We start from the raw sequence: 25939 nt of genomic DNA on the forward strand, positions 1-25939 counted from the left end.
CCCTCCCCCCCCCCGCGTAAAGGGTCGCTTTTTTTGGGCGCTGTTGTCCTTTCCCCCTTTCAACACCTCCCCCCAGATGGACCGGGGCCCCTTTCCGCCTCTCAGACATAAACCCAACTCGCTGCAGAAAGGGGCCCCGGTCCATCCCCCTCCTCGCCCCTGGTTCTTCTATTGACACCGCTCCGACTGCGGCTGCTCGCGTCTTACTCGTCCAGCGGAGAGACCGCCTGATCAATGGCGCCGAAGATCGTTTTGCCCTGCGCATCGAACATTTCAATGCGCACACGATCGCCATAACGCATGAACGCCGTCTCCGGTGCTCCCCTCTCAATCGTCTCCAACATGCGCCTCTCTGCTATACACGCACTGCCCCGACTTCGGTCTTTGTTGGAAATCGTCCCCGAACCAACGATGGTGCCAGCCCTCACATTGCGCGTCTTGCATACGTGCGCCACAAGCTGGCCAAAGTCGAACACCATGTCTTCCCCACACTCAGGCACACCGAACTTCTTGTCGTTCCACTTCACCGTTAACGGTCGGTGCACCCGGCCACCATGCCAAGCCTCACCCAACTCGTCCGGCGTGATGGCCACCGGCGAGAAACTGCTCGCAGGCTTGCTCTGGAAGAATCCGAAACCCTTGGCCAACTCGGCCGGAATCAGGTTGCGCAAACTCACGTCGTTGACCAACATCAGCAAACGAACGCCCTCTAGCGCCCGCGCCGGACTCGCCCCCATCGGCACGTCAGACGTCACCACCGCAACCTCCGCCTCGAAGTCGATGCCGTAGTCCTCCGACGCACACACGATGTCGTCCGTCGGCCCGATGAAGTCGTCGCTGCCCCCCTGATACATCAGCGGATCAGTCCAGAATTCCGGCGGCATCTCCGCCCCACGTGCCTTGCGCACCAACTCGACGTGATTCACATACGCCGAGCCGTCGGCCCATTGGTACGCCCGCGGCAACGGCGCCATGCACTCGGCCGGGTCGAACGCGAAGGTGTTGCGCGCACGATGGTGATTGAGTTCTGTGTAAAGCGTCTGAAGCTGCGGAGCATAGAACGTCCAGTCGTCAAGCACACGCTGCAGCGTGGGAGCAATGGCGTCGGCAATGCAGGCGATGGACAAGTCGCGCGACACGACGATCAACTGGCCGTCGCGGGTGCCGTCCTTGCGGGTAGCGAGTTTCATGTGATGGAGTCTGCGGACCTTCTCAAGCCCGATAGAATGGCGCGTGAAGCCGAAGATTCTACCTGAGGGCATCGGCCCGCTACCGGTCCGCATTGCCCGCCGATTGCCCGGAAGCACCGGCGGCCCACGCACCGAAGACGACTTGCGCCGCCGCGACGACGAAGACGGAGACACATGACAGCGCCTGAGAATAACAATAATGCCGAGAACGACGACAACACGGCCACCCCCGACGAGGAGAAAACCCGCTCGGGCATCCAATCCATCGAAGTCGGCTTCCGGCTCATCGAGGTGCTGACCGAAGCATCGAACGCCATGATGCTGCGCGACCTCGCACACGCAGCCGGCATGAACCCCGCCAAAGCACACCGGTATCTCGTGAGCTTTCAGCGGCTCGGCCTCATCGTGCAGGACCCGGTGAGCGGGCGTTACGACCTCGGCCCCTTCACGCTGCGCATGGGACTCGCCCACCTCGCCCGTATCGACGCCTTCAAGGCCGCCCGCTTCGCACTGTCCGAGTTGCGCGATGCCATCGACCAGACGGTGGGCCTTGCCGTCTGGGGCAACCAAGGGCCGACCGTCGTGCATTGGCTCGACTCGACCTTCCCAATGCGCGTGCCGCTGCGTCTGGGCGATGTCATGCCCATGCTCGAATCAGCCGCCGGCCGCCTGTTCGCCGCTTACCTGCCCGAGCGCCAGACGGCACCGCTCATCAACGCCGCTCTCGCAGGCTTGCAACACGCGTCGCGACATCATCTGCCCGCCACCCGCGCGCAGTACGATGCCGTGCTCGACGACGTGCGCGCACACCGCGCCTCACGCGTCGAGGGCACCGTGCTGCCGTCGGTCAACGCGTTCTGCATGCCGGTGTTCGATGCAACCGGGCAACTCGTGATGGGCCTCATGGCACTAGGCCCAGAAAGCCGTTTCGACGCCAGTTGGGGGGGCCCGATCGACACCGCCCTGCGCACGCTCGCTCAGAAACTCTCGGCCGACCTCGGTCACGCCCACGCACCGGGCGCCAAGCCTTGAGTGGCAGAGCTGACTGGACGGTCGCGACACGGCGATCCGAAGGTATTGCCGCGCAATGAACGGCCCTTCGCCCGGTCTGTCGAACCGACATGCTCCGCAATGTGCGATCCTGATGCCCTGACGTTCCAGCCTATCGATTCTCGTGTTATCGCGCGCCCCTCGCCCCTCTCGATCACCTCGCCAAACAACGCCTAACGTGCCCCCGGCTTCCGACGATTCCAGCAACGCCGTCTCGACGCCCTCCGGCCCGACGCCGCCGGGCTCGCGCGGTGGCTGGATCGTCTGGGCAAGCGTGCTCGCAGCAGTGTTCGTCGCGCACGTGCTTATCGCGTTGTGGGTGGCCGGTCATCGGACTGCGCTCGACGACACGCCGATTCCCGAAATTCCGATCACGCTGATCCCCCTCAAACCCGTCGCGCCGCCCGCGCCCCCGGCACCGCCGGCGCGCAAGCCGAAGCCGGTGGTGAAGCCGAGTCGGCCGAAACCCGCTCCGCCCAACACGCTTGCCGCCCCAACAATGACCGACACACCAGGGCCGCAATCAGCCTCGGAGACGGTTGCGGGCGAGGGGAATACGCCAGGCGCCCCGGCCAGCAATGCGCAAGCCGAATCGCCGGCAGGGCCGCCGCTGACGGCGGCAGCCGCCAACGGCGATAAGTTCGACCCGCCGCCGTCCGTCACGCTGACGTACGACGCGCTGATGAATGGCGTGCGCAACCAGACGGGTGAATTGCATTGGGTGAACGAGAACGGACACTACCTCCTGCGAGTGGCCGTGCCGATCATCTTCTTCGGCACTTTTGAGTTCGTCAGCGAAGGCGGCTTCGACGTGAACGGCATCGCGCCATCCCGCTATGTGGAAAAACGCGGTCGCCGCACCGAGTACACCACCGACTTTCATCGGGACGGCGCACCCACGCTGAGCTTCACACGCTCGGGCCAGTCGCTCCCGCTGGCGCCAGGGGCGCAAGACCGCTTCAGCGTGATGATGCAACTGGCGGGCTATGCGAGAGGCAATCCGGAACGCTATACCCAGGTGGGAGTGACGCACGAGTTCACGGTGGCCGACACGGACAGCAGCGAGATCTGGCCGGTGCAATACGTCGGCAGCGAGATCTTGAGCACGCCGCAGGGCTACCTCGAAACCCGCCATTTCACCCGTTTGCCGCGCAAATCGGGCGACGAACGACGTGTCGATATCTGGCTCGCACCCTCGCTGGACTGGCTGCCCGTGCGCGTGAAACAGACTGAACCCTCCGGCAATGAATTCGAGCTGATCTTCACGCAGAAGGCGGCCCGCTAAGCCCGCCCAGGACGAGACTCCGGCAACGTGGCTCAAATCGTTAGAAATTCGAGTGATTCAGGCATCATGCGGCCCTGCGGAAAAGTGTTGCCTCACTACTACGAAACGCTCTGCACAAGTTGGATGTTCCTGACATAATCAGAAACATCCCACTGCATCGACGCCACATCGTTAGCAGACGCATCGACGAGATCAGGGAGGGCCGCTCACCATGAAAGTCAGTGCTAACGGTGCATCGATTCATTACGCGGTGGACGGCCACGGCCCGTGGCTGACGCTGGCGCACCCGTTGGGTGCGGATCTTACGGTCTGGGACGATCTGGTGCCCGACCTCGCAGCCCATTTCCGGGTGCTCCGTTACGACAGTCGCGGCCATGGCGGCAGCGATGTACCGCGTGGCCCATACACCATCAAGCAACTGGCGGCTGACGCGACTGCGCTGCTCAGTTCGCTGGAAATCCCGAGAACGCATTTCGTCGGCATTTCAATGGGGGGCGCTGTCGCTCAGCAAGTGGCGCTCGACGCCCCCGAGCGCATCGCCAGCCTTGCGCTGATCGACACCACCGCCGGCTACGACGACGCCGATGCGAAGGTATTTCTCGAACGCGCCGCCAAGGCCCGCGAGCGGGGAATGAAGGCACTTGCCGACGGCACGCTGGAGCGCTGGCTCGGTGAACGCTTCCGCAAGCGCCATCCCGGGCAGGCCGAGCGCATTCGGGCGCTCGTGGCCCGCGCACACCCGGAGGGCTTCGCCGCCTCATGCGAAGCGCTGGCGGCGTTCGATGTGCGAACACGATTGGCAGAGATCGAAGTGCCGACGCTCGTGCTCGTCGGGGAAAACGACCTGTCGACCCCGCCAGCCGTGGCTCGGCGCCTGGCCGACGGCATTGCGGATGCCCAGTTGGAAATCGTGCCGGACGCAGCGCATCTGTCGATCGTCGAGCAGAAACAGTTCGTAACCAACGCCCTTGCAACATTTCTACAGGGAGCCGCCTCTAACGTCTGACACCTGCAATCTGCGGGACCTGAAACGGGACCTTTGACAAGGAGGGCAAAAAACCATTGAATTCGTCAGCCGGTGTGCCGATAAGCGAATCATGGGGCACTGCCTCTTGAAATCGCGCCGCGTCGCCCCTATGTGGGTTATCAAGGACCATGCAGGAACACCAGGAGAGTTGCCATGCTCATGATTTACAACAGCCCGAACTACTGTGTCGTTGAGTTTTCCGCCGATAACGGCAATCACGCGCTGTCTGCCGGTGGCTATGAAATCGTGGACAAAACCGCTGGCCGTGAGATTTTCCTCGACGGCACGCTTGCCCGGCAATTCCGTGAAGAAGTACAGAAGCTGATCGCTTCCGAACCGTCCGAGGACGAAGTCGATGAATTCCTCGGTCAGTTCGATACCTTCATGACGAACCCGGTCGTGCTCCATTGATGCAAACACCGTACGCGGTGCCGCCACACGAAAAACCCTCGCACAGCGAGGGTTTTTTCATGGGGCGAGCGCCTGACGCAACGTCAGGCGCCCGCCCCCCTCAGATCCGCGTACCATCCGCCGCCCTCAGCACTGCTCCCACGGTAACCCTTCGAAACGCCAGCCGTTGACCGCATTGCGGTGGTGCGTCGCGTCCAGATCGCCCTCGAAGCCATGCTGCACGCCGTAGACATTGAGGAAACCCGCCGCCTCGAGCGCTTCACCCGCCGCCGTACTGCGGTTGCCGCTGCGGCAGATCAGCAGCACGGGGCGGTCGCCCCCCGCACCCGCGAGCTTGCGCACGCTCGGTACGAAGTGGGGATTGATTTCCCAGTCCGGGCCGTCGTTCCAGGCCACATGGATCGCCCCGGCCGGGTGCCCCACGAACAGGTATTCCATCTCGCTTCGGCAGTCGACAAACAGCGCGTTGGCGTTGGTTTGCAGAAACTTGTGGGCCGCGCCCGGAAGTAGAAATTCCATATCGTTGGCAAAAGAGGTTGAAAACGGTGTGCCGGGGGCGTCGTGCCCAAGCACGACCGTCCCTGTGCCGACACCGCCCGGCAACGCAGCGGTACGCGGGCGGCGGGCGCGAAAGCCATTACAATTATAGGTTTCCCGGCTACTCCAAGGCGACGTCCGTCATGACCACCGCAACCCCATCCGCCGCCAACGCCCATACGGGGACCGCACCGGCGGCTGCCCAGGCCCCTGCGCAGACCCGCTACACGCGCGGTCAGGCGCTGCCTGCGCTGCTTGAATCGCGCATCCTGATTCTGGACGGCGCCATGGGGACGATGATCCAGCGGTACAAGCTGGACGAAGCGCAGTATCGGGGCACGCGCTTCGCGGACTTCGCACACGACGTCAAGGGCAACAACGAGTTGCTCTCGCTCACGCGCCCCGACGTCATCAGCGAGATCCACCGCAAATACCTCGCGGCCGGCGCCGATATCATTGAGACGAATACGTTCGGGGCGACGACGATCGCGCAGGGCGACTACCACATGGAAGCCCTGGCCGACGAGATGAACCGCGAGTCGGCGCGTCTGGCGCGCGAGGCCTGCGAAGCGTTCAGCACGCCCGAGAAGCCGCGCTTCGCCGCCGGCGCCATCGGCCCGACGCCCAAGACCGCGAGCATCAGCCCCGACGTGAACGACCCGGGCGCACGCAACGTCGACTTCGATCAACTGCGCGACGCTTACTACGCGCAGGCCAAGTCGCTGCTCGAAGGCGGGGTCGACCTGTTCCTCGTCGAGACGATCTTCGACACGCTCAACGCCAAGGCCGCGCTCTTCGCCATCGACGAGCTGTTCGAAGACACGGGCGAAGTGCTGCCGATCATGATTTCGGGCACCGTCACCGACGCCTCCGGACGCATTCTGTCCGGCCAGACGGTCGAGGCCTTCTGGAATTCGCTGCGTCACGCACGCCCGCTCACGTTCGGTCTGAACTGCGCACTTGGCGCGACGCTCATGCGTCCGTATATCGCCGAACTGGCCAAGCTGTGTAACACGTACGTATCGGTTTACCCGAACGCCGGCCTGCCCAACCCGATGAGCGATACCGGCTTCGACGAGACCCCGGACGTGACCTCGGGCCTGCTCAGAGAATTCGCCCAGGCCGGACTCGTGAATCTGGCAGGCGGCTGCTGTGGCACCACCCCGGAGCACATTGCCGAGATCGCGAAGGCGCTGGCCGACGTGAAGCCGCGCCGGTGGCCGTCACAGTACCGCAGTGCCGGCGGCGACGCTGCCTAAACCCTGCCGTCCGCCCGAAGCCAACACCATCGATTGCAGAAGCCCGGCGCACCGCCATCGCCCCCGCGCGATCGCCATGACTGGCGCGCCAACCACTGAACGGATTGCCCCATGAGCCAAACGCCCTTCCTGAAGCCTGTTGAACCAGTGCAGCCGATGCGCCTGTCCGGCCTCGAGCCCTTCAACATTGGTGAGGGCACGCTTTTCGTGAACGTCGGCGAGCGTACCAACGTCACGGGTTCGAAAGCGTTCGCGCGCATGATCCTGAACGGCCAGTTCGACGAAGCGCTTGCGGTCGCCCGCCAGCAGGTCGAGAACGGCGCGCAGGTCATCGACATCAATATGGACGAGGCCATGCTCGACTCCAAGGCGGCAATGGTGCGCTTCATGAACCTGATCGCCTCGGAGCCGGACATCGCGCGCGTGCCGATCATGATCGACTCGTCGAAGTGGGAGGTGATCGAGGCGGGGCTGAAGTGCGTGCAGGGCAAGGCCATCGTCAACTCGATCTCGCTCAAGGAAGGCCGCGAAGCGTTCGTGCATCACGCCAAACGCATCCGCCGCTACGGGGCCGCCGCCGTGGTCATGGCCTTCGACGAACAAGGTCAGGCCGACACCTACGCGCGCAAGACCGAGATCTGCGAGCGCAGCTATCGCGTGCTGGTCGACGAGGTGGGTTTCCCGCCCGAGGACATCATCTTCGATCCGAACATCTTCGCGGTGGCCACGGGCATCGAAGAGCACAACAATTACGCGGTCGACTTCATCAACGCCACGCGCTGGATCAAGCAACACCTGCCCGGTGCGAAGATCAGCGGCGGCGTGTCGAACGTCTCGTTCTCGTTCCGTGGCAACGACCTCGTGCGCGAGGCGATTCACACCGTGTTCCTGTACCACGCGATTCAGGCGGGCATGGACATGGGTATCGTCAACGCCGGCCAGCTCGGTGTGTACGAGAACCTCGATCCCGAACTGCGTGAGCGTGTGGAAGACGTGGTGCTCAACCGCCGCGAGGACGGCACGGAGCGGCTGCTGGAAATCGCCGACCGCTTCAAGGGCGGCGCGCAAAAGCGCGAAGAAAATCTGGAATGGCGCAACCAGCCTGTTGAAGCGCGTCTCGCCCACGCGCTGGTGCACGGCATCACGACGTTCATCGTCGAAGACACCGAGGAAGTGCGCCAGAAGATCGAGACCGCCGGCGGGCGGCCGATTCAGGTGATCGAAGGCCCGCTCATGGACGGCATGAACGTCGTGGGCGACCTGTTCGGCGCGGGCAAGATGTTCCTGCCGCAGGTCGTGAAAAGCGCGCGCGTGATGAAGCAGGCCGTCGCGCATCTGGTGCCCTTCATCGAGGAAGAAAAGGCGCGCATGGCCGCCGCCGGCGAAGACGTTCGCTCGAAGGGCAAGATTGTGATGGCCACGGTCAAGGGCGACGTGCACGACATCGGCAAGAACATCGTGACCGTGGTGCTCCAGTGCAATAACTTCGAAGTCGTCAACATGGGCGTGATGGTGCCGTGCGCCGATATCCTCGCCAAGGCGAAGGAGGAAGGCGCGGACATCATCGGCTTGTCGGGCCTCATTACACCGAGTCTCGAAGAGATGGCATATGTCGCCTCGGAAATGCAGCGCGACGAGTACTTCCGCCTGCGCAACATTCCGCTGCTGATCGGCGGCGCAACGACCTCGCGCGTGCATACCGCCGTGAAGATCGCGCCGCACTACGATGGCCCCGTGATCTACGTGCCGGATGCGTCGCGCTCGGTGTCGGTCGCCTCGAACCTGTTGTCGGACGAGTCAGCCGAGCGCTACCTTGCCGAGGTCAAGACGGACTACGAGCGCGTGCGTCAGCAGCACGCGAACCGCAAGGCCACTCCGATGGTCTCGCTCGCGACCGCCCGTGAGAACAAGTTCAAAGTCGACTGGTCGACCTACGTTCCGCCCAAGCCGAAATTCATCGGCCGGCGCGTGTTCAAGAACTACGATCTGGCCGAGTTGGCGGAATTCATCGACTGGGCGCCGTTCTTCCAGACGTGGGACCTCGCAGGCCCCTACCCGGCGATTCTGACCGACGAGATCGTCGGCGAGTCGGCCCGGCGTGTCTTCGCCGACGGCAAGACCATGCTCGATCGCCTGATCAAGGGCCGCTGGCTGACGGCCAACGGCGTGATCGCGATGCTGCCCGCCAACGTGGTCGGCGACGACGACATCGAAATCTATACGGACGAATCGCGCTCGGAAGTGGCCTTCACATGGCATAACCTGCGCCAGCAGAGCGAGCGCCCGGTCGTGGACGGCGTGCGCCGCCCGAACCGCTCGCTGGCCGACTTCATCGCCCCCAAGGACAGCGGCGTGGCCGACTACATCGGCGTGTTCGCAGTCACGGCAGGTCTTGGCGTCGACGCCAAGGAAGCCGGTTTCCTCGCGACTCACGACGATTACAGCGCGATCATGCTCAAGGCGCTGGCAGACCGCCTGGCCGAAGCGTTCGCCGAGTGCATGCACGCCCGCGTGCGCCGTGACTTCTGGGGCTACGCAAGCGCCGAGCAGCTCGATAACGACGCCCTCATCAAGGAGGCGTATGTCGGCATTCGCCCGGCGCCGGGCTATCCGGCGTGCCCGGAACACTCCGTCAAGGGCCCGATGTTCCACTACCTGCAAGCCCACGAGATCAACATGAGCGTGACGGAATCACTCGCCATGCTGCCCGCAGCGAGCGTCTCGGGCTTCTATCTGTCGCATCCGGACAGCACGTACTTCAGCGTCGGCAAGATCGGCCCCGATCAGGTCGAAGACTTCATGGAACGCGCGAATGTGGACGAGGCGACCGCCCGGCGTCTGCTCGCACCGCAACTGTCGTAGGAACATCCTGTAAATGCGATCCGGCGCGCGATCAAGCTACCGCGCGCCGGATCGGGATGCCATAATCGCGGCGGCACACCGGTGCGGCATTCGCAGCCATTCGACCGGCAGCCGGGCAGACCCGCCGTCCGTCTTCCCTGGTGTCACGTGTCTGTCGCAACCGAAGCGTAATGTCCCGCCCGTTCGGGCTGATCCAGACGATCGGATCCCCGGCCTCCGGCCCCCTGCCATATGCCGGCTGGCTCACTTCGAGACGTTTCATGCACGCACTGCAAAGCATCCAGAATTTCCAACTTCTCCCGCTGCTCAACACGGCAGTCGCGCTATTCGTCGCGTTCGTGCTCGGCACGATCATCGGCGTGGAGCGGCAAGTCCGCCAACGCACGGCCGGCCTGCGAACCAACGTCCTCGTGGCCGTGGGCTCGGCCGCATTCGTCGATTTATCGATGCGGCTCATGCCCGGCGACACCCGCGTGATTGCCTATGTGGTCTCGGGTGTCGGCTTCCTCGGCGCGGGTGCGATCATGAAGGACGGTGCCTCGGTGCGCGGCCTGAATACCGCTGCCACGTTGTGGGGCTCAGCCGCTGTAGGCGCCGCCGCCGGGGCGGGCCTGATCGTCGAAGCCTGCGTAGTGGCCGCGTTCGTGCTGGCCGCCAACACGCTGTTGCGTCCTGTCGTGAACAGCATCAACCGCACCCCGATCAACGAGGCAACGTCCGAAGCGACTTACGCGCTGTCCGTCATCTGCGCACGCACAACGCAGCGCGAAGTGCTCGACAAGGTGGAGGCCTGGCTCGAAGCGTCGAACTATCCGGTGCGGGCGCTGGACATCCATCCGTTCGGCGAAACGGAAGTCGAGATCGAGGCGCTGCTGCTGCCCACGGCAGTCAAGGCAGGCGAACTCGACGCACTCACCGATCATCTCGAAACGCTGCCCGGCGTCAATCAGGTGTTCTGGTCAAGCCGTTCGGATGACTAATCAAAAAAGTCAAATTACAATCGATTACAAAGCCTTACAGCACCGCACGCTGTGTCTTCTTAGACTGGAATCTCACTCACGCAAGTGATGCCTGCACCAAAGACGTTCCTTCGATGTGCAGCGCAAAGTAAAGGAGTCCATCTGATGAAGAAGCTGATTATTTCGGTTGCTGCCCTGACCCTCGCCGGTGCCTCGGCACTGAGTTTTGCGCAAGGTTCCGCCGTCGGCGGTGCGGCAAGCCCCGGCGGCAGTACGGCGACAGAGCCGTCAACCCCGATGTCAATGCCGATGCCGGGCCAGGCTTCGCCGAACGCGCGTCAGACCCCGGCGCCGGGCGCACAAACCATGATGCCGTCGGACCCGCATCCCGGCTCGCATGCGCAGAAGCCGCGTCACACCAAGAAGGCGCCAGCCAAAGGCAGCGCAGGTAACGACGCCGCCAATGCTGCGGATAACGCACCGGGCAAGGCGGAGTAACGTCAGCCAGCGGTCACACGTCAGGGAATCGGCGCCGCCACGGTTCGCGGCCTTTCACGGCATGCAGGATCTTCACGTCCGGTAAAGCGCGTTAAGGCCGACACCCTCCTCGCCTGGAGGTGGCCCGTTTCCATATGCCACAGGACACAAAAAAAGCAGGTCCGCGATTTGCGGCCTGCTTTTTTTCATTCCACGCGCTCAGTTCCCTTATCGGACGAGCGGTGTCGAGTGTTCAACGATTACCGACTTCCCACATCACGGCCACGTTTTCCTTGCGGGACTCACGCAGCATATCGAGCAGCGGGTAGGCACGTTGCGCCAGACGCAGGCGATCGGCCTCATCGCGCTCTTCGGATTTCTTGCCCTCGCTTTCCTTCTTCGCGGCAGCACTGTCTTCCGCGATGGCAGCCTCCAGCTTGGCGATGGCCTCGCCCATTTCGTCTTCGCCGATCGCACCGCGCTCCCCAAGCTTCTTGCCCACCAGCCCGAGCAGAAACTGCGCGAGATTCTCCAGCATGGTGATCGTGGGCGAGGCGTGCGATTTGAACGTTACCAGCATGATCCGTCTCCCTATTCGAGTTATCACCACCGCCGCCCCGAGCTTGTCACGCAACGGAGGGGGAACCGGCGGGTACCGTGACTTCATCATACACCTGTTAAAATCCGTTGCTGACGATTCAACTGCCTGTCCGGACGTGTCCGGACGCACCCGAAACACCCGCCAATGCTACCCGCCCAAAAGAATGCTCTCGTCGCGCTGATCGGCGATGTCGTCGCCGGTTTGATACCCGCAGACGGTACCGCGCCCGTCATCTTGCTCGAACGCCCGAAAGTCGCCGCGCACGGCGACCTGGCCTGTAACGTGGCGATGCAACTCGCCAAGCCGCTGCGCGCCAACCCGCGCGAGCTGGCGCAAAAGATTGCCGACGCCATCCTCGCCGACGCCCGCGCGAAGGGGCTCGTCGATGCCGTCGAGATCGCTGGTCCGGGCTTCATCAACCTGCGACTGGCCAACGCCGCGAAGCAGTCGGTCGCCCGCGCGATCCTGACCGAAGGCGCCGCCTTCGGCCGCAATGCCGCCAGCAACGACGCCGCGCCGGTGCTCGTCGAATTCGTTTCGGCCAACCCGACCGGTCCGCTGCACGTGGGCCACGGCCGTCAAGCCGCGCTCGGCGACACGATCTCGGCATTGCTCGGCACGCAGGGCCGTCCGGTCCACCGCGAGTTCTACTACAACGACGCCGGCGTGCAGATCCAGACGCTCTCGACTTCGGTGCAGGCACGTGCGCGCGGCTTCAAGCCGGGTGACGCCGAGTGGCCGGAATCGGCTTACAACGGCGACTATATCGGCGACATCGCACAAGATTTCCTCGCAGGCAAAACCGTGCAGGCATCCGACGGCGCGCCCGTCACCGGTAGCGGCAACATCGATGACATCGACTCGATCCGTGCGTTTGCCGTGGCCTATCTGCGCCGCGAACAGGACATCGATCTGCAAACGTTCGGCGTCATCTTCGATCAGTACTACCTCGAGTCGTCGCTGTACGCCGACGGCAGTGTCGAGCGTACGGTGAAGGCACTTATCGACGCAGGCGTCACGTACGAACAGGAAGGCGCGCTGTGGCTGCGCACGACCGATTACGGCGACGACAAGGACCGCGTGATGCGCAAGTCCGACGGCACGTACACCTACTTCGTGCCGGATGTCGCCTATCACGCACGCAAGTGGGATCGCGGCTTCCATCAGGTCATCAACGTGCAAGGTTCGGACCACCACGGCACCATCGCCCGTGTGCGCGCCGGGCTGCAGGCACTGGGCATCGGCATTCCGAAGGGCTATCCCGACTACGTGCTGCACAAGATGGTCACGGTCATGCGTAACGGCGAAGAGGTGAAGATCTCCAAGCGCGCAGGCAGCTACGTGACTGTGCGCGACCTGATCGAATGGTCGGGCGGGATTACCGCGGAAACGCCAATCGCGGACCCCACCGAGCGTGAAGCCGCACTGCGCCGTGGCCGCGACGCCGTGCGTTTCTTCTTAATTTCGCGCAAAGCCGACACCGAATTCGTGTTCGACGTGGATCTCGCGCTCAAGCAAAACGACGAGAACCCGGTGTATTACGTGCAGTATGCGCACGCGCGCATCTGCTCGATCCTGACGCAGTGGGGCGGCGACGAAACCCAACTGGTCAACGCCAACCTCGCGCCGCTCGACAGCGAACGCGCACTCGCGTTGCTGCAGTTGCTCGCCGAGTACCCGGACATGCTCACGCGCGCCGCCGAGGAATTGGCACCGCACGCGGTGGCGTTCTATCTGCGGGATCTGGCGGGGGCGTTCCACTCGTTCTACAACGCCGATCGCGTGCTGGTCGACGACGAAATCGTCAAGCACGCGCGTCTGGCGCTGCTGGCGGCAACGCGTCAGGTGTTGCGCAATGGCCTTGCCGTGCTGGGTGTGTCCGCCCCGGCCAAGATGTAAGCCCCGGCAAGGTCTGTTCACGCCAATTACCCAACCATTCCGAACAGCAAACGCATCGGAACTCTGTAAGGACGGAATCGACTCGATGGCAAACACACGTCGACCACCCCGCCAGCGGGGCGGTACTTTCCTGGGCATCGTGCTCGGCCTGATCGTTGGGCTGGCCGTTGCCGTCGTCGTTGCGCTGTACATCACGAAAACGCCGACACCGTTCGTCGAGAAGACGCCGCCGCGTCCCTCCGATAACTCGCCGGCCGCTCAGGCGCCCGATCCGAACAAGTCGTTGCAGCCCCGTACGCCGCTGCCTGGCGCGGCATCGGCGCCTGCCGCACCGGAAACGGCTTCGCAGGCCGTGACGTCGCCACTCGTGCCGGGCACGCCGGTCGAGCCGACCACCCCGCCGACGGCCTCCGCCCCAACCGCACCGGCCACGCCGCCCGCCCATACCAAGCCGTCGCCGGCCGACATCCTCAATGGAAAGTCGACGGTCCCGGTGGCACCGCCGACCACACCGCCCGCCAGCGCAACGGATAACGCCAACACGGGTTACTACCTGCAGGTAGGCGCGTTCAAGTCGCAGACCGACGCCGAACAACTGCGCGCCAAGCTGGCCCTCTCGGGTTTCGAGGCGAAGGTCACGCAGCGCGATGCGAACGGTCTGACGCTGTACCGCGTGCGCCTTGGCCCGTATGGCAAGCTCGACGAGATGAACCACGTGCGTCAACGCCTGCAGGATGGCGGTTACGACACGGCAGTCATCCGTTTCACGAAGCAATAAACACAAAAGGCGTTGCACCCTGTGTGCAGCGCCTTTTGTGTCTCCCTCCCGAAACCGCCACGCCCGTCAGCAGAAACGCAGAAAAAAACGCATCATTCGGGAGGTTCCGGCATCGCCGGACCGTTGAACCCGGCGGCACATCGCCGGTCATACGCACTGTCTTATTTGCCTGAATCCGGGATATGGTTTCGCAGAAACGCCGCTCAACCGATTGCTGGCGCGTCTGCCTCACTCCTAAACAACGATCATGAAAAAACTTCTTGGTGCCGTACTGATTTCTTTCGGTTTCCTCTCCGGCGCGGCCTCGGCCTCGCCTGAAGCGCCTGTCGCGGGGACCGACTACCTGGTGTTGCCGCAGGCACAGCCCACATCGGCCGGCGCGGGAAAAATCGAAGTGACCGAGTTCTTCTGGTACGGTTGCCCGCACTGCAGCGCGCTTGAGCCGTCGCTCGAAGCCTGGGTGAAGAAGCAGGGCAAGGACGTCGTGTTCAAGCGCGTGCCGGTTGCATTTCAGGACCGTTTCGAGCCGCACACCCGCATGTTCTACGCACTGACCGCGCTGGGCCGCGAAGGCGAACTCACGCCGAAGGTCTTCAACGAGATCCACGTCAAGCACAACTACTTGCTGACGGCGCAGACGCAAGCCGACTTCCTCACGCAGTTCGGCATCGAAAAGCAGAAGTACATGGATGCCTATAACGGCTTCTCGACCCAGGCCAGCGTGAAGACGGCCAACAAGACATGGCAGGATTACAAGATCGACGGCGTGCCGACGATCGCGATCCAGGGCAAGTATCTGGTCTCGCCCGCCACTTCGGGCGATGCGCTGCAAAAGGCCGGCAAGCCGGCCACAACCGAGCAGCAGACGTTCGATGCCGCGCTCAAGACGGCCGACTCGATCATCAACCAGATCCGCGCGAAGAAGCTGTAAGCTTCGCCTGTCACAAAGCCCGGCCCCGGCCGGGCTTTTGCGTTATATGGCCACACACACGACATCACCGAAAGTCTTCATCACGGGCGCCTCGAGCGGGTTAGGCGAGGCCCTCGCGCGTCACTATGCCGCCGAGGGCGCAATCCTCGGGCTGGTGGGCCGTCGCGGCGATAAGCTCGCCGATCTTGCCGCCACGCTCCCCCATCCGCATGCCGTGCATTGCTATGCGCTCGACGTGCGTGACGCGCTCGCCCTGCACGCCGCCGCCGAAGACTTCATGTCGCGCCATGGTGTGCCCGACATCGTGATCGCCAACGCGGGCATCAGCCATGGTGTGAATACGGAAGACGCGGCCGATCTGCCGCACTTCGCCTCGGTGATGGATACCAACTGGATGGCGATGGTCGCCACCTTCTGCCCCTTCGTCGCGCCGATGCGCGAGCGCAAGCGCGGCACGCTCGTGGGCATCGGCAGCGTGGCCGGTGTGCGCGGGCTGCCGGGGCACGGGGCCTACAGCGCGTCGAAGGCGGCGGCGATGACGTATCTGGAAAGCCTTCGGGTGGAACTGCGTGCCGACAAGGTGGCCGTCGTGACGATCGCGCCGGGCTACATCCGCACGCCGATGACCGACGGCAACCCGTTCCCGATGCCGTTCCTGATGGACGCGGACAAGTTCGCGCGCAAGGCGGCCGCAGCGATTGCGCGCCGCAAGCGCTTCGTGGTGCTGCCGTGGCCGATGGGCGTCGTGGCTTGCGCCATGCGATGCCTGCCGCGCTGGCTCTACGACATGCTCTTCGCCCGCGCACCGCGCAAGCCGCGCCTGTCGGAGCGCAAAGCGAAAGACAACGCACCGGCAACCCCGGGCGAGCCGCCAGACACGCCATCGAATGGCACCGCATAGCCGATCTTGCAGGGACATCCCCCAAAGTACTGAGTGAACCGGGGAAACGCGGTGAGAGGCACGTTACAGTGCCCCAAACTTTTCACACGCGACGTCCCCATGAACGCCATGTCAACGCAAGACGCGTCAAGCGCTTGCCTCAATCGCGGCGTTGCTCCCCTGCGGCGCATCGCTCTCATTTTCCTCGTACCGCTCGCCTTCGTCGTTTCCGGATGTGCGGTGATGGACCCAGATAACTGGCAGGTCTTCGGCCCGCCGCAATCCTACGTTCGGCCTGCGCCGGTCATCGTGGCACCTGCACCGATGATCATTGCACCGCAACCGCCCGTGTACATCGGTCCGGCACAACCTTACATCGTTATGCCGCAGCCCCGGCCGCGCTCCTCTCGCGATACGGCCCACTTTCTGAGAGAGCGATGCTATCTCGAGAAGGGCGGTTGCTACACCACCGAGTATCAGCAGCGCTACGAGTACGACCCCTACAGCGGCACGTGGGGATGGGTCGGACAGCGCGACTACCGCTGGAAGGGCAGCCGCGGCAATCGCTAAGCCCCGCCGCGCCTCTGCCCCCGCCTGAAATTCACTTCCCTGTGACGGTTGTCCGGAATTTTGACCCGTTGTGGTGCATTACCAACCTGCGCTAGAGTGCCTGTGTAACTTGAATAGAGGTACACACGACTTTAAACCGGTCTTGCCGCCATAGAGCGGACGTATGCCGACGCGCGTGACATCGCATACCGATCCGACTGCGGCATCCGCAACCAAGCAGGAGAGGTATATGCAGGCAACCCCCACCGGCGCACCGGTTATCGATCCGGCATTGCGACGCAAAGCCGTGATCGGTTCCACGCTGGGCAATGCATTCGAGTGGTTCGACTTCACCGTCTACGGCCTTTTCGCAGTCGTCATCGCAAAACTCTTTTTCCCCGCAGCCAACGATACGAACTCGCTGCTCGCGAGTGTGGCCTCGCTTGGCGTGGCGTTCTTCTTCCGTCCCATCGGCGGGCTCGCGTTCGGTTTATACGCCGATCATGCCGGCCGCAAGTCGGCGCTCTCGGTCATGGTGCTGCTCATGGCGCTTGGCACGGGTCTGATCGGCCTGGCACCGACGTACGCGACCATCGGCTTCGCCGCGCCTCTGCTGATCCTGCTCGCGCGGGTGATTCAGGGCTTCTCGGCAGGCGGCGAATTCGGCGGCTCGACGGCCATGCTCATCGAGTTCTCGCCGGCGCATCTGCGCGGCTTCTACGGCAGCTTCCAGATGTGCTCGCAGGCCTTGGCCGTGGCACTCGCCGGGCTTTGCGCCTATCTGCTCAACACCGGGCTGACGAAGGAAGCCCTCGAATCGTGGGGCTGGCGTCTGCCGTTCCTGTTCGGGATTCTGATCGGGCCGGTCGGCTTTTACATTCGACGCCGCATGACGGAGTCGCCCGAGTTTCTGGCCTACGCCGCCGCGCGTGAACCGACGCGCCGCACGCCGCTCGCCGACGTCTTTTCGAAACACTACCGTTCGCTCATCGCGGGCTTCGGCCTGACGGTGGCAGCAACGACGTCGTTCTACGTGACACTGATCTACACGCCGATCTACGCGGTCAAGCAGTTGGGCCTGACGCAGGGTTCTGCAAGTCTCTCGACGTTCATCGCCGCCATCCTGATCGCGGTAATGTGCCCGCTCACGGGGTGGATGTCGGATCGCGTCGGCCGCAAGCCGCTGATTCTGTTGTTCGTGCTGCTCTACGGCCTGGTGTCGTTCTGGATGTTTACGCGTTTGCACGGCTCGCCGTCAATGGGCAACCTGCTGCTCGCACAGATTCTCCCGGCCGTCTGCATGGGCTTCGTGTGGGGGGCGTTCCCGACGGCGGTCACGGAAGTGTTCCCGGTCGGCGTTCGCTCGACGGGTGTGTCGATTCTCTACAACCTCTCCGTGATGCTGTTCGGCGGTCTCGCGCCGTTCTGGATCACGTATCTGATCAAGGCGACGCAAAATCCGCTCGCGCCAGCGTATTACATTCTGCTGACGGTGGCGATCAGTCTGCTGACGTACGGTCTGCTGGGCCGCGAAGGCCGGGAGGTGCCGGCGTCGGCGCAGCACGCCTGAAACGCCGCACTCGCGACACGATGAGAAATGCCCCGGTGACGACATGCTCACCGGGGCATTTTTTTCATGACTGCCGAATCAGACGTGAGATCCGGCCGGAGATCAGACCGGAGAGAAGCGCCAGACGCCCTTCGCGTCGCGCTCGCGCTTAAGCTCACCTGCCCGCCAGAGCATATGCAGATGCGCCAGCGCTTCGCCCATGGCGAAGGTCGTCTGGTGCGCGTCGAGCTTGCGATGGAACATGATGGGCACGATGTCGCCCGCGCTCTGCGGCGATCTTGCGCACGCTTCGCGCACCTCCTGCAATCGCGCCGCATGGTGATCACGCAGTTGACGAATGCGCGTGTGCAATCCGGTGAACGGCCGGCCGTGCGACGGCAGCACGAGGCAATCGGCCGGCAGATCGAGGTACACGCCCAGCGAATCGAGGAACAGTTGCAGCGAGTTGGCTTCCGGCTCGATGTCGAACACGCTGACGTTGGTCGAGATGCGCGGCAGCACCATGTCGCCCGAGATCAGCACGTTATGCTGCTCGGAGTACAGCGCCATATGTTCCGGCGAATGGCCGTAGCCCGCAATCAAATGCCAGTCGCTACCGCCGATGCGCAGCGTATCGCCATCGCGCAAGCGGAAGTAACGCGAAGGCACTTCGGGGACGAGATCGCTGAAGTAGGTCTTCCGGTTGCGAATCTGATCGATCATCGCTTCGTCGGCCAGCCCGTGCGAGATGAAGTGCGTCACCGCGAAGTCGCCACCGGCATTGGCCGCATTGTTGTTGTCGCCCTCCGACATGAGACGGCCCCACGCGTAGTCGCCCAGCGACATGGCGAGCCGCGCTTCCCAACGTTGCTTGTCGCCGCCCTTGCAGATCCAGTGCGCAAGGCCGAGGTGATCGGGGTGGCAGTGCGTGACGACAACGCGCAACACCGGCTCGCCGCCCAGGGCGCTGTCGAACACCTGCTCCCAGTACGCCTTGATCTGCGCATGCGTGATGCCGCAATCGACAACCGTCCAGCCTTTGACGCCATCCACCTCGTCGCGTAGCAGCCACAAATTGATGTGGTCGAGCACGAACGGCAGCGGCATGCGTACCCAGAAGACGCCGGGCAACACTTCGTGCACCGTACCGCCGTCCGGCAGGAAATCGCCAAGGGGATAGTTCAGTTGTTGTTCGAGGGCATTCACGGGGGGACCACGCTCCAGATGGACTTGTTCTCTTATTGTCAGGTTAACGCCGTCACCGATTGCATACGATGCAAGTTGACGCTAACGTAAACGGCAATTCTATCTGCAATGGTAAGCACTTGCTTAACCCGATGCTCACATACACGATCACCGACCTCGCCCGCGAGTTCGACATCACACCCCGTGCGATCCGCTTCTATGAGGATCAGGGTTTGCTCACGCCGGCCCGCGAAGGCCCCGGCGGACGCCATCGCGTCTACACCGGCCAGGATCGCACGCGCCTGAAGCTTACGCTGCGTGGCAAGCGTCTCGGGCTCACGCTCTCGGAGATCAAGACCATTCTCGATCTCTACGAGTCGCCCAAGGATACGGTGCCCCAGCTCAAGGTGTTCCTCGAGACCCTCTCGCAACACCGGCAAGTGCTCGAGCAACAACTTGAAGACCTGCACGCCACGCTGGACGAAGTCTCGCAGCACGAAGCCCAGTGCCTCGCGTTGCTCGAAGCGGCGGGTGAAGCCACACCCGCCCCCGTCATCCGGCGGACGAAAACGGCAGCCACGTCACACTGATTCGCAACGCTCCGGCGTCCGATACCCGCTGACCGGCCTGCGCCCAGCCCAGCGGGATTCCCCTCCCTCCTGAAGATGGCCTTTCGCGACTCAGGAAACCCCTTACTTTACGTTTACGTAAACGTAAAGTAGTATCTCCGAACTCAGCCTTGCCGGCGCTTTTGCTTCCCTCATCATGGTCAACATGCCTGCCTCTCACGCCGCACCGCTCGACGATAACGTCGCCGCGAGAATTCGCGGCAGTTTCGACCAACAAGGCGTGATGACCCATTGGGGCGCGCAACTCACGCACCTCGCCGACGGTTACTGCGAAATCTCGCTGCCGTTCTCGGAGAAGGTCAACCAGCAGCACGGCTTCTTTCATGGCGGCGTAATCGGCGCCATTGCCGACTCGGCGGGCGGCTACGCGGGCTACACGCGCATTACGCCGGATCAGGAACTGGTCACGGCGGAATACAAACTGAACATTCTGGCGCCCGGCAAGGGCGATACACTGGTCGGACGCGGCCAGGTCGTGAAATCCGGACGCACGCTCATCGTCGCCACCGCCGAATTGTTCGCCATCGACGACGGCAAATGGACGCTGTGCGCGCTCATGCAGCAAACGCTGTTCGTGCTGGCGGGCACGCCCCCGGCTGCCTCGGCATCCGTCTCACGCTGAGCGCCGCCGCACCGGATTCACCGAATCAACGCCTCTCGAAGCACCCTCGAACATCAGCGCAGGCAAGCCGCCATGCGCCACCCTCTGGAGACTGTGTCATGACTACGTTGCCCGGCCTCAATTTCATGCTCGGCGAAGACCTCGACATGCTGCGCGAATCGGTCGCGAATTTCGCGTCCAAGGAAATCGCACCGCGCGCGGGCGAAGTCGACCGCACCGACCAGTTCCCGATGGATCTCTGGCGCAAGATGGGCGACCTCGGCGTGCTCGGCATGACGGTCTCGGAAGAGTACGGCGGCGCGAACATGGGCTATCTCGCCCATATGATCGCGATGGAGGAAATCTCGCGCGCCTCGGCGTCGATCGGTCTGTCGTATGGCGCGCACTCGAACCTCTGCGTCAATCAGATTCACCGTAACGGCACCGCCGCGCAGAAGGCGAAATATCTGCCGAAGCTGGTATCGGGCGAACACATCGGTGCGCTCGCGATGAGCGAGCCGAACGCGGGATCGGACGTCGTCAGCATGAAGCTGCGCGCCGAGAAGCGCGGCGACCGCTTCGTGCTCAACGGCACGAAGATGTGGATCACGAACGGCCCGGATTGCGACACGCTGGTGGTCTACGGCAAGACGGATCCGGAAGCCGGCGCACGCGGCATGACGGCGTTCCTCGTCGAAAAGGGCATGAAGGGCTTTTCGGTCGCGCAAAAGCTCGACAAGCTCGGCATGCGAGGCTCGCACACGGGTGAGCTGGTGTTCGAGAACGTGGAAGTCCCGGAAGAGAACGTGCTCGGCCAGATCGGCGGCGGCGTGAAGGTGCTCATGAGCGGTCTGGACTACGAGCGCGCCGTGCTCGCGGGCGGCCCGCTGGGCATCATGCAAGCCGCCATGGATGTGGTCGTGCCGTACATCCACGACCGCAAGCAGTTCGGCCAGTCGATCGGCGAATTCCAGCTCATCCAGGGCAAGGTTGCCGACATGTACACGATCCTGCAGGCAAGCCGTGCGTATCTGTACGCGGTGGGCCGTCAGCTCGATTCGCTCGGCAGCGATCACGTGCGTCAGGTACGCAAGGACTGCGCAGGCGTGATTCTCTACACTGCCGAAAAAGCGACGTGGATGGCCGGGGAAGCGATCCAGATTCTGGGCGGCAACGGCTATATCAACGAGTACCCGGTCGGCCGCCTGTGGCGCGACGCGAAGCTCTATGAAATCGGCGCAGGCACGTCGGAAATCCGCCGCATGCTGATCGGCCGCGAACTGTTCGCGCAAACCCTGTAACCGACATCGATCCACGACGGACATTCAGGCGCAGGCAGCGGCGCTACAATCCACCAGACCCGCCTCTGCGCCTGTTCCGACCGGTATGAATCACTTCCCGAAACTCCTGTCGTCGCAGTTTGCTTTCGACGTCGCCCGCACGATGCTGGACGGCTTCGACAAGCATTACCGCATCTTCCGCGAGGTGTGCGTCGCGGCGCAGGCGTGTTTCGAGGCGGGCGACTTCACGGGCATCCAGAAACTTCAGCGCGAGCGCATCGCCTATTACGACCAACGCGTGCGCGAATGTACCGTCACGCTCGAAGACGAGTTCGACGCGCAGTCGCTCGACGACGATGTCTGGCAGCAAGTGAAACTGCACTACATCGGCCTGCTCACTGACCATCGTCAGCCCGAACTGGCCGAGACGTTCTTCAACTCGGTGTGCTGCAAGATCCTTCACCGCTCGTACTTCAACAATCGCTTCATCTTCGTGCGCCCCGCCGTGGCGACGGAGTACATCGAGAACGACGCGCCCGCCGCCAAGCCCACCTATCGCGTCTATTACCCGGCGCAAGACGGCATGGCCGCCACGCTCACGCGCATCGTCACGAATTTTCAGCTCACCCGTCCGTTTGCCGATCTGTCGCGTGACGTCGGCTATGTGATGCGCGCCATCGACGAAGTGTTCGGCGAGTTCAAACCGGCGCCGAATTTCCAGATTCATGTGCTCGCGTCGCTATTCTTCCGAAACAAGGCGGCCTATATCGTGGGCCGTATCGTGAACGGCGACGTGACCACGCCGTTCGCCGTGCCGATCATGCACGACGCGAACGGCAAGCTCGCGCTCGACACCGCCCTGCTGCGCCGTGACGACCTGCGCGTGGTGTTCGGCTTCACGCACGCCTATTTCATGGTCGACATGGAAGTGCCGTCGGCCTACGTGCAGTTCCTGCGCACCATCATGCCGAGCAAGCCCAAGGCCGAGATATACACGTCGCTCGGGCTGCAAAAGCACGGCAAGAACCTGTTCTATCGCGATTTCCTGCATCACCTGAAACATTCGAGCGACAAGTTCGTGAGCGCGCCGGGTATTCCCGGACTGGTCATGCTGGTGTTCACGCTGCCCTCGTATCCGTATGTCTTCAAGCTGATTCGCGAGCGCTTCGCGCCGCCCAAGGAGACCACGCGCGAGCAGGTGAAAGCGAAGTATCTGATGGTCAAGCAGCACGATCGCGTCGGCCGGATGGCCGATACGCTGGAGTTCTCGAGCGTAGCGTTCCCGCTCTCGCGCTTCGACGACGCCCTGCTCGCCGAGCTTCGGCGCGAAGTGCCGTCGCTGCTCGAAGTCGACGGCGACGCGCTCGTCATCCGCCATTGCTATATCGAGCGCCGCATGACGCCGCTCAATCTGTGGCTCCAGGGGGCGTCCGACGCGCAGGTGGAGCACGCCATGCGCGAGTACGGCAATGCCGTGAAGGAATTGATGGCGGCGAACATTTTCCCGGGCGACATGCTGTACAAAAATTTCGGTGTGACGCGTCACGGCCGGGTGGTCTTCTACGATTACGACGAACTGGAATATCTGACGGATTGCCACATCCGTCGCGTGCCGGAACCGCGTAACGAAGAAGAGGCGATGTCGGGGGAAGTCTGGTACCGTGTAGGCCCGCACGATGTGTTTCCGCAGACGTTTGAAACGTTTCTGACGGGCGACACGCGCGTGCGGCACTATCTGAGCCAGCATCATCCGGATTTCTTCGACCCCGGCCTGTGGCAGGACTATCAGGACAGGGTGCGAGCCGGACAGATGCACGACTTCTATCCGTACGATGTCGCACTGCGTTTCGTCAATCGCTACGGCACCGGCAGCGGTGCCACAAACGCCCCGCCCCGCGCGGCGGCCGCTTGAGCGTGCCACGTCTCTCAGCCCACGACATGCCCGCCGGATGACACGATCATGACCGAAGACAAAGACCAACCTCTTATCCATCTGCTCGACAACAATCGCGCCTGGGTTGCCAGCGTGAACGCGGAGGACCCCGCGTTTTTCGAGCGGCTGTCGAAGCTGCAAGCGCCGGAGTATCTCTGGATCGGCTGTTCCGACTCACGTGTGCCTGCCAACCAGATTACCGGCCTTGCGCCGGGCGAAGTGTTCGTCCACCGCAATATTGCGAACGTGGTCGTGCACAGCGATCTGAACTGCCTGTCGGTATTGCAGTTCGCCGTCGAAGTGCTGAAGGTTCGCCACATCATGGTGGTCGGCCATTACGGCTGCGGCGGCGTGGGGGCAGCACTCGACGGCGAGAAGATGGGCCTCGTGGATAACTGGCTGCGCCATGTGCGCGACGTCTACGAGCAGCACGTCGAGCAGATCGACGCGCTGCCCTCGCGCGACGCGCGTCACGACCGCCTTTGCGAGCTCAATGCCATTGAACAGGTCGTGAATATCTGCCACACGACGGTATTGCGCGACGCCTGGGCCCGCAATCAACCCGTGACGGTGCATGGCTGGGTGTACGGCCTGCGCGACGGGCTGGTGCGCGACCTGCGCATGTCCGTCAACAGCCTCGAAGCCCTGCCGCGCATCTACGACCGCTGTGTCGCGGCGATGGACGAATTACGCAACCCACGCGCCTGAGCGATTGGCGCCGTCCGGCTGCGCCGGACACTCCCTCATCCGAATGGGCGCGTGGACGATGGAAGGACTGAAGCATTGGATATTCGGGGGCTGACGAGCCCGTCTGCGAAGGCGAATCGCCAACCCCGCCACCGATTACAGGAGACTGCCATGCAACAAGACCCGATCGTTATCGTTTCCGCCGCCCGCACGCCGATGGGCGGCCTGCAAGGGGTATTCGGCGACGTCGCGGCACCGCAACTGGGTGCTGCCGCCATTCGTGCCGCTGTCGAGCGCGCCGGTCTGAAGCCGGAACAGGTCGACGAAGTGGTGATGGGCTGCGTGCTGCCCGCCGGTCAGGGCCAGGCCCCGGCGCGTCAGGCCACGCTCGGCGCCGGGCTGCCGCTCGCCGCAGGCGCCACCACCGTCAACAAGATGTGCGGCTCCGGCATGCGCGCCGCGATGTTCGCGCACGACATGCTCGTCGCCGGCAGTGCCGACGTCATTGTCGCGGGCGGCATGGAGAGCATGAGCAACGCGCCTTATCTGCTGCCCAAGGCGCGCGTCGGCATGCGCATGGGACACGGCCAGGTCCTCGATCACATGTTCCTCGACGGTCTGGAAGACGCCTACGACAAAGGTCGCCTGATGGGCACCTTTGCCGAGGAATGCGCAGACCGTTACGCGTTCACCCGCGAAGCGCAGGACGCCTTCGCCATCACCTCGCTCGAACGCGCCCAAAACGCCATCAAGGACGGGTCGTTCGCGTGGGAAATCACGCCGGTGACGGTGGCTGGCCGCAAGGGCGACACGGTCGTGGATCAGGACGAACAGCCGCTCAAGGCCAATCCCGAGAAGATCCCGACCCTCAAGGCCGCTTTTCGCAAAGACGGTACGGTGACGGCTGCCAATTCGTCGTCGATCTCGGACGGCGCCGCCGCGCTCGTGCTCATGCGCGAATCGACGGCCACGCGCCTCGGGCTCACGCCGCTGGCCCGCATCGCCGGTCACAGCACCTTCGCTCAGGAGCCGGGCCTGTTCACGACTGCACCGGTCGGCGCCATGCGCAAGCTGTTCGACAAGACCGGCTGGTCGACCAAGGACGTGAATCTTTACGAAATCAACGAAGCCTTCGCGGTCGTCGCGATGGCGGCGATGCAGGAGTTCGACCTGCCGCACGAGAAGGTCAACATTCACGGCGGCGCCTGCGCGCTCGGCCACCCGATCGGCGCATCCGGCGCGCGTATTCTGGTCACGTTGATCGGTGCGCTGCGCAAGACCGGCGGCAAGCGCGGCGTCGCCAGCCTGTGTATCGGCGGCGGCGAAGCCACGGCCATGGCCATCGAACTCGTCTGACTCTCCTCTGACTTCGGCGCTGAC

General features: G+C 63.4%; 24 protein-coding genes. 20 read left to right on the plus strand and 4 right to left on the minus strand.

Going from position 1 to position 25939, the window contains the following annotated elements; translation table 11 throughout:
• Positions 1–203: 203 nt before the first annotated feature.
• Positions 204–1190 carry a fumarylacetoacetate hydrolase family protein gene (locus C266_RS19210; RefSeq protein WP_010808415.1) on the minus strand — a complete coding sequence of 329 codons (987 nt, stop codon included), beginning with the start codon at positions 1188–1190 and terminating at the stop codon, positions 204–206.
• A 174-nt stretch (positions 1191–1364) separates the two neighbouring features.
• On the opposite strand from C266_RS19210, the gene C266_RS19215 reads away from it, so the two are divergent.
• The 4 genes from C266_RS19215 (at position 1365) to C266_RS19230 (ending at position 4963) form a co-directional block, all read left to right on the plus strand.
• Positions 1365–2222, plus strand: a complete 858-nt coding sequence (locus tag C266_RS19215; RefSeq protein WP_010808414.1) for an IclR family transcriptional regulator — start codon at positions 1365–1367, stop codon at positions 2220–2222.
• 196 nt (positions 2223–2418) lie between these two features.
• Entirely contained in the window at positions 2419–3525 is a 1107-nt protein-coding gene (locus C266_RS19220; RefSeq protein ID WP_010808413.1) for a DUF3108 domain-containing protein, read from the plus strand.
• 211 nt (positions 3526–3736) lie between these two features.
• Positions 3737–4531, plus strand: coding sequence for a 3-oxoadipate enol-lactonase (pcaD, locus tag C266_RS19225; protein WP_010808412.1), 795 nt, complete (start codon positions 3737–3739; stop codon positions 4529–4531).
• A gap of 174 nt (positions 4532–4705) precedes the next feature.
• Positions 4706–4963 carry a DUF3567 domain-containing protein gene (locus C266_RS19230; RefSeq protein ID WP_010808411.1) on the plus strand — a complete coding sequence of 86 codons (258 nt, stop codon included), beginning with the start codon at positions 4706–4708 and terminating at the stop codon, positions 4961–4963.
• A gap of 126 nt (positions 4964–5089) precedes the next feature.
• Here the strand turns inward: C266_RS19230 and C266_RS19235 are convergent, their stop codons facing one another.
• Positions 5090–5482, minus strand: a complete 393-nt coding sequence (locus C266_RS19235; protein WP_010808410.1) for a rhodanese-like domain-containing protein — start codon at positions 5480–5482, stop codon at positions 5090–5092.
• A 161-nt stretch (positions 5483–5643) separates the two neighbouring features.
• Between C266_RS19235 and C266_RS19240 the strand changes: the two genes are divergently transcribed.
• From C266_RS19240 to C266_RS19255, 4 genes are all read left to right on the plus strand, one after another.
• Positions 5644–6759: a homocysteine S-methyltransferase family protein gene (locus tag C266_RS19240; protein ID WP_010808409.1), complete on the plus strand. Its 1116-nt coding sequence runs from the start codon at positions 5644–5646 to the stop codon at positions 6757–6759.
• A 156-nt stretch (positions 6760–6915) separates the two neighbouring features.
• Positions 6916–9621: a methionine synthase gene (metH, locus tag C266_RS19245; RefSeq protein ID WP_144265898.1), complete on the plus strand. Its 2706-nt coding sequence runs from the start codon at positions 6916–6918 to the stop codon at positions 9619–9621.
• Between the two features lie 269 nt (positions 9622–9890).
• Complete coding sequence (locus tag C266_RS19250; RefSeq protein WP_036663828.1) at positions 9891–10601, plus strand: MgtC/SapB family protein; 711 nt, start codon at positions 9891–9893, stop codon at positions 10599–10601.
• Between the two features lie 144 nt (positions 10602–10745).
• Complete coding sequence (locus C266_RS19255; protein WP_010808406.1) at positions 10746–11078, plus strand: hypothetical protein; 333 nt, start codon at positions 10746–10748, stop codon at positions 11076–11078.
• A gap of 232 nt (positions 11079–11310) precedes the next feature.
• Here the strand turns inward: C266_RS19255 and C266_RS19260 are convergent, their stop codons facing one another.
• Entirely contained in the window at positions 11311–11637 is a 327-nt protein-coding gene (locus tag C266_RS19260; protein ID WP_010808405.1) for a DUF1840 domain-containing protein, read from the minus strand.
• A 165-nt stretch (positions 11638–11802) separates the two neighbouring features.
• Here C266_RS19260 and argS point away from each other — a divergent pair, with 165 nt between their 5' ends.
• From argS to C266_RS19290, 6 genes are all read left to right on the plus strand, one after another.
• A complete protein-coding gene (gene argS, locus C266_RS19265; protein ID WP_010808404.1) occupies positions 11803–13557 on the plus strand; it encodes an arginine--tRNA ligase in 1755 nt (584 codons plus the stop codon).
• Between the two features lie 85 nt (positions 13558–13642).
• Positions 13643–14335: an SPOR domain-containing protein gene (locus C266_RS19270; RefSeq protein WP_010808403.1), complete on the plus strand. Its 693-nt coding sequence runs from the start codon at positions 13643–13645 to the stop codon at positions 14333–14335.
• A gap of 247 nt (positions 14336–14582) precedes the next feature.
• The gene (locus C266_RS19275) at positions 14583–15266 is read left to right on the plus strand and encodes a thiol:disulfide interchange protein DsbA/DsbL (protein ID WP_010808402.1); all 684 of its coding nucleotides are present in this window, start codon (positions 14583–14585) and stop codon (positions 15264–15266) included.
• Positions 15267–15312: 46 nt separating this feature from the next.
• Positions 15313–16167, plus strand: a complete 855-nt coding sequence (locus C266_RS19280; protein WP_010808401.1) for an SDR family oxidoreductase — start codon at positions 15313–15315, stop codon at positions 16165–16167.
• A 99-nt stretch (positions 16168–16266) separates the two neighbouring features.
• The gene (locus C266_RS19285; protein ID WP_010808400.1) at positions 16267–16716 is read left to right on the plus strand and encodes a hypothetical protein; all 450 of its coding nucleotides are present in this window, start codon (positions 16267–16269) and stop codon (positions 16714–16716) included.
• Positions 16717–16945: 229 nt separating this feature from the next.
• Complete coding sequence (locus C266_RS19290; RefSeq protein ID WP_010808399.1) at positions 16946–18265, plus strand: MFS transporter; 1320 nt, start codon at positions 16946–16948, stop codon at positions 18263–18265.
• Positions 18266–18367: 102 nt separating this feature from the next.
• Here C266_RS19290 and C266_RS19295 read toward each other — a convergent pair whose 3' ends face one another.
• Positions 18368–19450 (minus strand): MBL fold metallo-hydrolase, encoded by a 1083-nt coding sequence (locus tag C266_RS19295; RefSeq protein ID WP_010808398.1) that lies wholly within the window; start codon positions 19448–19450, stop codon positions 18368–18370.
• A gap of 131 nt (positions 19451–19581) precedes the next feature.
• Here C266_RS19295 and C266_RS19300 point away from each other — a divergent pair, with 131 nt between their 5' ends.
• The 6 genes from C266_RS19300 to C266_RS19325 all read left to right on the plus strand — a co-directional run bounded on the left by C266_RS19300 (position 19582) and on the right by C266_RS19325 (position 25915).
• On the plus strand, positions 19582–20019 hold the full coding sequence (locus tag C266_RS19300) for a MerR family DNA-binding transcriptional regulator (RefSeq protein WP_010808397.1): 438 nt from the start codon (positions 19582–19584) through the stop codon (positions 20017–20019).
• Between the two features lie 184 nt (positions 20020–20203).
• Complete coding sequence (locus C266_RS19305; protein WP_051126455.1) at positions 20204–20680, plus strand: PaaI family thioesterase; 477 nt, start codon at positions 20204–20206, stop codon at positions 20678–20680.
• A 98-nt stretch (positions 20681–20778) separates the two neighbouring features.
• Complete coding sequence (locus tag C266_RS19310) at positions 20779–21960, plus strand: isovaleryl-CoA dehydrogenase (protein WP_010808395.1); 1182 nt, start codon at positions 20779–20781, stop codon at positions 21958–21960.
• An 85-nt stretch (positions 21961–22045) separates the two neighbouring features.
• Positions 22046–23851: a bifunctional isocitrate dehydrogenase kinase/phosphatase gene (gene aceK / locus C266_RS19315; RefSeq protein ID WP_010808394.1), complete on the plus strand. Its 1806-nt coding sequence runs from the start codon at positions 22046–22048 to the stop codon at positions 23849–23851.
• A 48-nt stretch (positions 23852–23899) separates the two neighbouring features.
• Positions 23900–24580, plus strand: coding sequence for a carbonate dehydratase (gene can, locus C266_RS19320; RefSeq protein WP_010808393.1), 681 nt, complete (start codon positions 23900–23902; stop codon positions 24578–24580).
• Positions 24581–24730: 150 nt separating this feature from the next.
• A complete protein-coding gene (locus C266_RS19325) occupies positions 24731–25915 on the plus strand; it encodes an acetyl-CoA C-acetyltransferase (RefSeq protein WP_010808392.1) in 1185 nt (394 codons plus the stop codon).
• The last annotated feature ends 24 nt before the right edge of the window (positions 25916–25939 follow it).

Origin of the sequence: Pandoraea sp. SD6-2, from assembly GCF_000389825.1 — a bacterium.
Taxonomy (GTDB): domain Bacteria; phylum Pseudomonadota; class Gammaproteobacteria; order Burkholderiales; family Burkholderiaceae; genus Pandoraea; species Pandoraea communis.